General features: G+C 41.0%; 5 protein-coding genes and 1 pseudogene. 2 read left to right on the forward strand and 4 right to left on the reverse strand.

What is annotated here, in order from left to right:
• From IQ224_RS20690 to IQ224_RS20705, 4 genes and pseudogenes are all read right to left on the reverse strand, one after another.
• Positions 1-742 (reverse strand): annotated as a pseudogene (locus IQ224_RS20690) (IS1 family transposase); the annotation flags it as partial.
• Positions 743-1,196: 454 nt separating this feature from the next.
• A complete protein-coding gene (locus IQ224_RS20695) occupies positions 1,197-1,340 on the reverse strand; it encodes a hypothetical protein (protein WP_016517020.1) in 144 nt (47 codons plus the stop codon).
• Between the two features lie 5 nt (positions 1,341-1,345).
• A complete protein-coding gene (gene csaB / locus IQ224_RS20700; RefSeq protein ID WP_002746770.1) occupies positions 1,346-2,383 on the reverse strand; it encodes a polysaccharide pyruvyl transferase CsaB in 1,038 nt (345 codons plus the stop codon).
• Positions 2,384-2,671: 288 nt separating this feature from the next.
• Positions 2,672-3,751 carry a RuBisCO accumulation factor 1 gene (locus IQ224_RS20705; protein WP_002746769.1) on the reverse strand — a complete coding sequence of 360 codons (1,080 nt, stop codon included), beginning with the start codon at positions 3,749-3,751 and terminating at the stop codon, positions 2,672-2,674.
• Between the two features lie 213 nt (positions 3,752-3,964).
• Between IQ224_RS20705 and IQ224_RS20710 the strand changes: the two genes are divergently transcribed.
• Together IQ224_RS20710 and IQ224_RS20715 are read left to right on the forward strand one after the other, a co-directional pair.
• On the forward strand, positions 3,965-4,765 hold the full coding sequence (locus IQ224_RS20710) for a BMC domain-containing protein (protein ID WP_036402228.1): 801 nt from the start codon (positions 3,965-3,967) through the stop codon (positions 4,763-4,765).
• Positions 4,766-5,243: 478 nt separating this feature from the next.
• On the forward strand, positions 5,244-6,101 hold the full coding sequence (locus IQ224_RS20715) for a hypothetical protein (protein WP_194033447.1): 858 nt from the start codon (positions 5,244-5,246) through the stop codon (positions 6,099-6,101).
• The last annotated feature ends 142 nt before the right edge of the window (positions 6,102-6,243 follow it).

A 6,243-nucleotide genomic window follows, 5' to 3' on the forward strand; every position in this document is an offset into this window, starting at 1 on the left:
GCCATTTTTGGTGCTTTACTGTTTCTCAAATGCCTTTTTTCGCTCCTTATGTTTATTTTTATGCTCACTTTGATTTTTTCTCTCCGTAATTTCTCTCTGTGACAGCTTAGGGTGCGGAATGTGGGTTCAATAGGATTAGTTTGACCAGTTTCTTTCCCGACTGGTCGATGACGTTTACTGGGAATTACTGTCTTATAGGACTTCCAAAAGTCTGTGTAAGCAACTGCACATTGTCGGTAAACGCCTGGTAAACTAGCCCCAAAGTTTTTTGGCTGATTGACGACTCCTATCTCCGCGCATAGCAGCCAATAATTTCCCTTGTATTTCTATCAATTAACCGCCAAATATACACCTTGATTGTTTTAGAAAAAACAAAAGACCACATCTCATCACATTCTATAACTAATTTACCTTTTGGTTTGTCCGAAACCTTTATTTGACGAGGGACAGATGCCAATTTATTGTTGACATAATTTTGTAACCATGACCAACTTACCCCTGTTACTCTAGCAATTCCTCGTAAGGAAATTCGTTCGAGCAAGAGTTTATCAATTAATTGTTTGGTTTCGTCAGAGACGGTTTTATTAGTGGGATTGATCACAAACTGACGACCACATTCTTTACATTGACGTTTGGGTTTTCCATTATGAATAGAACCATTCTTGATTCTATGGTGAGAACCACAATTAGGACAGGGGAATAGAGGTGAACTAGGGGGGGATTTTTTCGGTGCTAGACTGATATTTGAGTAAGCCAGACAGAAGCCAGAAAAAGATATTTATCAGAAAAGTCATGATCAAGCTAGAGGTTTAAAGACTGATCGGGTTCCAATTATTTTTACTAATAAATATTTTAGACAATTCATACCAGGTAAGCAAGAGAACTACGCCACTACTACCGAATCATTACCTAATTCTACTACAAAATTGGAAGGAGGGGGCAACCATCGACCCCTACCTCCCACACTCCGAGAATGATTATTATTCTTGAGAATGAATAGTTTATTTTTTGGAAGTCCCTAACTCCTGTAATTTCAGCACCATCTCCACCAGTTGTTCTGGGGTCAGTTTTTTCAGGCTTTCCCTGTCTAGTAGCTGCTGCGGCTCTTTTTGCTTCATCCTCTCAATCTACACTTTTTTCTGTTTTTGTCAATCCCCTGACCTGAATCCTTACTAAATATCTTTGTCTTAGTTCATCTAAACTCTTTTTTTCATGGCTAGATAGGGACAGTAAATCACTTTGCCATTCGGGAAAAATGCCCCATCTTCTGTTAAGGAGAGATTAAATCTTGTCTCACCCAGGGCAATAGTCGTGATCGCTTCGGTAATAGCACTCGACATAAAAATTAGCTCACCAATCTAGATAAAATTTCTCGATGAATTAAAGCTCGATCGATTAAAAAATGTTTGCGATCGCTGGTTAATCCCTCTCCATTGGCATAAAAATTAATCCAAGTGTTACTAATATCATTAACTGCCTCTGGTAACTGATCTAATTCCCAACCAGGCATCGGGACTTCGGCAATTAATCGCGACACTTTCGGATCATAACTAAGGGCAAAACAACGACAATCTTCTGCTGCGGCCATAATTAAACTATGAAAGCGCATTCCGATCACCATTTCTACCCCACGAAATAAGCCTTTTAACTGTCTTGGATCCTCTAAGCTAATGATTTGATAATTTTCCCTTAATTGACGTGCTACAGCTTCACAGAGGGGCAAATCCCGCGACTTTTGAAAAGGGACTAAGAGAATAAACGCCCCCGTACTGGTTTGCAAATGAATTAAAGCTTGGGTTAATTTATCTAATTTTGCTGGGGTTAATAGGGGATGGGGACGTAAATTGACGGCGATTCTTGGGGCGGGTAAATCCGATAATCCCTTGACTGATTGAGCTTCTAAAGCCCATACTGGATCGGGGGCAACAATGGGACTAATACCCCAATTGGCGACTAAATGAGCCGAAGTATCATCGCGCACACTAACTAAACTACATTGTTTTAAGACTTTTTTGGTTAACCAACGGGTAAAAGGTCTATTTAATGGTCCAATTCCCTGGCCCCAAGCAATAGTTTTTAAGCCCAATAATTGAGCAAGAGCCATTAAACCACCGTAATAAATTGGACTGGCAAAACTGGTGACATCCTGCATTAAACTGCCGCCACCCCAGATAAATATATCGGCTTTTTTAAGAGTTTGAAAAACTTGCCACCAATCCCGACTAGGACAGGTTTCCACCCCATAACGTTGACTGGTTTCTCTGGGATTATTTGACAAAACAATAGGTTTAATTTCTGACGGCATCATCTGCAATAGAGACACTAATAATGCCTCATCTCCTCCGTTTCCTCTCCCATAATATCCACAAATTACTGCACGCATATATTCAGTTATCAGTTATCAGTTATCAGTTATCAGTTATCAGGCAGAAAAAGGCAAGAGTCAAAAGGCAAAAGGCAAAAGTATGGTAAATTTGTCTTCTGTCTCCTTTGTCCGCTTTGTTACTTTTTCCTTTAAAAATGTCTCTTAGTTTCTTAAGTTATGCCGTCAGCTACAAGTTAGCAGTGACCAGTTTTATTCGATTCAGTTATCAGTTTATCTATTTTCTTATTCCCACTCATAACTAATAGCTTAAACCTGATCACTGTTTACTGATCACTGATCACTGATTTAGTCGTCCATTTGCCAGGGTTCGGTGATGTTGTTTTCATCGAGGATATTTTTGGCTCTTAAAATCAAGATCAATTCACCTAGTATGGTGACATCGGGGGAACTATCAAACCATTGTAAAGAGACGGAATTATCTCTCTCTACTAGATAATAATTGTTCACGTCCCATTCGGCCAAAACTCGATCGATCACTAATAACACTTCCTCGGGTCTGGTGGCAATCGATCGAGGTAATTGATCACTAGGCCATAAAATAGCTACAGGATCGATCGCCTTGAGAATTGCTTGCCAACCGGGGAGAGGCACAATCGTTTGTTTATCCCCCACCGTTACCAGTCGAAAAGGTTCCTCGACGCTCAAACTTTCTGTGTGTTTTATATCAGTTACCGTCACCGGAAATCTTCCTACTAAAGGAATAATTCTGGCTAATTCGTCCTCATCCTGTAAACGATGGACGGGCAGCAGGGGAGCGCTACGGGTGGGAGTAACGGTAAAATCTTGTAGTAAAGACTCGATCGCCTGTCTGGCCGAGTCAGAATGGGCAAATTTCAAACCTTTAGCGATTAATTTCGCTCTTTCGGCTAAATCCCGCTTTTGTTTGCCCCGTTTCCAACACTGGTAAGCGATCGCATCTCCAGGATGACGGGTAAATTCACTGGGAATCTGGGATAAACGGGAAAAATCTTGGATAGCTTTGGCGATATCGTGTGCTTCAGCCACCTCAATCCTTTTTTCTGCCGCTAATTTCGCTGCTCCCAGTCTTTGTTCTTGGTTGAGAATCCGCAATTCGTATAGCACATCACTGCGCGGCCCGATGTAGTAACTTAATAAATCTTCATCTGCTCCTGCTTTGATTAAACTCTCAAAAACTTGGGCAGCGACAATAATTAAATTTTGTTGGGCATTTTGAAAACCCGTTTGTTCAAAGATTAACTGGGAATCGTAGCCAGCTTTTTGCAGTTTTTGACATTTTTGCCCCCAATTCACCCAATTTCCTTCCTTATGAAGCAGCGAGCGCATTAATTCGGTCGCTTCCGTTTCGCTGATTCGATCATCTGTACTGCGAGGCTGTTCTGTCATAGACAATTTGATCAAGCTACAATAACTAAAATTTATCTAATCCCTAAAAAATCTTCAATAGCAATTAAGGTTAACAGGATAGACTAGATAGTAACAGGATAGCTGACAATCACCCCCTTCGTACCTGTTAGGGCAAGTTTATCTTCAATGTCTAGATTAAGAGTTAATGGAAGCATTCCCCCCTCGTCCACAACTAACCCCGGTCAAAGGACGATGAAAACCAAGCGTCACCCCAAAGATAGCGCCTTGGGTTTAGTCTCTACCCTCAGCTTTCCGGCGATCGTCGGGACGGCGGATATGATGCTAAAATCCGCAGAAGTTACCCTCGTGGGTTACGAAAAAATTGGCGGTGGTCACTGTACGGCGATCGTGCGTGGTAATATTGCCGATGTGCGGTTAGCAGTGGAAGAAGGAGCAAAAACCGCCGCACAGTTCGGACAATTGGTATCTAAATCGGTTATTCCCCGACCGATGCCCAATTTAGAGGTAATTTTCCCAATTGGTAGCCGTTTAGCCGAAATTGCCCAAAGTCAACGGGGTTTCAGCAAACTGAGCAATATGTCGATCGGTCTCTTGGAAACCCGTGGTTTTCCTGCTATGGTGGGGGCAGCCGATGCCATGTTAAAATCGGCCGATGTGCAGTTAGCTTCCTACGAAACAATTGGGGATGGTTTGTGTACGGCCATTATCCGGGGTTCCGTCGCTAATGTGGCCGTAGCCATTGATGCGGGAATGCGGGAAGCGGAGAAAATCGGTGAACTGCACGCGGTGATGATTATTCCCCGTTTATTGGAAGATTTAGAACATACCCTACCGGTGGCCAGCTACTGGTTAGAAACTCCCGAACCTTTACCGATGTTGTTACCCAATACTGTCCGGGAAAAACAACGGGAATTAGTCGCTTTACCTGAATTGGAAAAAACCAAAATACCAATTCGTCGCCAAGAAATGCAGGAAAAAGTGTTAGAAGAAGTGATTCCCGTGGAAGTTATCACCGATGAGGACATTTATTAATTTTTATTTTCAGCTTTGCTCCTGTGCTGCTAAAAGTACAGGAGCAAAAGGTTGAATTAGAGTTTGCGGCAAAAAGTTTGTTACTGGGTGTGGATTTCCAGGTAAAAAATCTTTACAGAAGACCCCGACAATTAAACGAATCGAATAATTATAAATTTTTGTCAAGAGGTGCGGTCAGATCGAATAATCGTCGGTAGAATTGGCCTAATTGTCAGGAATTTGGTTAAACAAGGTTTTTGGCAATATACTAATCTAGCTAACACGCTTTTGGGCGTAATATAGGGAAAAGTTCTGGCGATCGCGCCTAAATGGGGTGATATGCCGAAAGTTAACCCATATCGTTACTCTGGAGAGTGTCATACAGAAAGTTTCCGTCTTTATGACGTAATTGCGAGGTTAGGCATGAAATTTCTAGCATTATTCGTACCTCGTTCAAGCTTTCTCTGTTAAACAAATTCACCCTTAATGCTAATAAAGAATGAAACGAAATTCACTAAGCCAAACGACGCATATACGGCATACAAAGTTGCTTGATTTAGGTATCTTGATCTTTTCGGTTGTAGCTCTTTGTTCAGCGATGCTCCTATCTTTTATATATGTTAATAATGACAATCCCAAAACCACCCCGTTTGTGCTGAGAAAAGATACTTATGACAAGCTTTTCCCTTTTTTATTGGGCACTGTTGCGGTAGGAGGGTTTGGACTTGCATATACACGAATTCAGCGATCAAAAGAGGACGAAATCGCACGTAAGAAGGCAGCAAAAGCGCTATTAGAACGAAGGATTAAGCGTCTGCAAGAAATTTATGCAATAGTTTTGACTTTATATCAAAATATTAGGCTACAACTTCGAAGACTGAGCATAGCTTTTATTTTTGACAAATATGATGGGCAATGGAAAATCCGGCGAAGCCTCTTTGAAGAGGTATTGTTTGCACTTAATGAATCTCAGATGGCGGGTGAAAAGATTGTTAAGACACTAGAATTTGAGCAGGATGCAATAAAGTCTGTAAGGCAAAAACACCATAGCGATGACGAAGATAATCAGGAGTATGAGAAACTTATTGATGATTTAAGATCCCAAATTGGCGGTATAGAAGGAGTTCTTCGCAATGTTTTGAAGTTGGTGGAGTGGCAGAGTATAACAGTTGGAACTTCTTCCGAAGAGGATCTTGTTGCAGTACCTCAGAAGTTTGTAAACTTTGTAGAAACAAGTTCTACCGGCAACTTGGGATTTCTAAAAATAATTCAGTATTTCAATAAGTTCTCAAAGAATATTCGACTACGAATAGCAATACTTGAGACTGAGTATGAATCATATGGTGATGAGTCATAATATCGTGTCTAAAATGGCTCTTCGTTACTTGTTATGGTTCGATAGGGGGGCATAAATCAACAAAATCTTTATCTGGTAAGGGATTTAATTGATTAGTTCGCTTTAGATAAAAAACAATTGACAAAAATCGCCCAATGTCTTT

This window comes from Microcystis sp. LEGE 00066, assembly GCF_015207925.1.
GTDB classification, from domain to species: Bacteria; Cyanobacteriota; Cyanobacteriia; order Cyanobacteriales; family Microcystaceae; genus Microcystis; species Microcystis ichthyoblabe_A.

What these genes read in the sequence shown, in the direction of transcription:
- IQ224_RS20695 (WP_016517020.1), bottom strand. Translation starts at nt 1,340, where the DNA reads ATGTCGAGTGCTATTACCGAAGCGATCACGACTATTGCCCTGGGTGAG.
- csaB (WP_002746770.1), bottom strand. Translation starts at nt 2,383, where the DNA reads ATGCGTGCAGTAATTTGTGGATATTATGGGAGAGGAAACGGAGGAGAT.
- IQ224_RS20705 (WP_002746769.1), bottom strand. Translation starts at nt 3,751, where the DNA reads ATGACAGAACAGCCTCGCAGTACAGATGATCGAATCAGCGAAACGGAA.
- IQ224_RS20710 (WP_036402228.1), top strand. Translation starts at nt 3,965, where the DNA reads ATGAAAACCAAGCGTCACCCCAAAGATAGCGCCTTGGGTTTAGTCTCT.
- IQ224_RS20715 (WP_194033447.1), top strand. Translation starts at nt 5,244, where the DNA reads ATGAAACGAAATTCACTAAGCCAAACGACGCATATACGGCATACAAAG.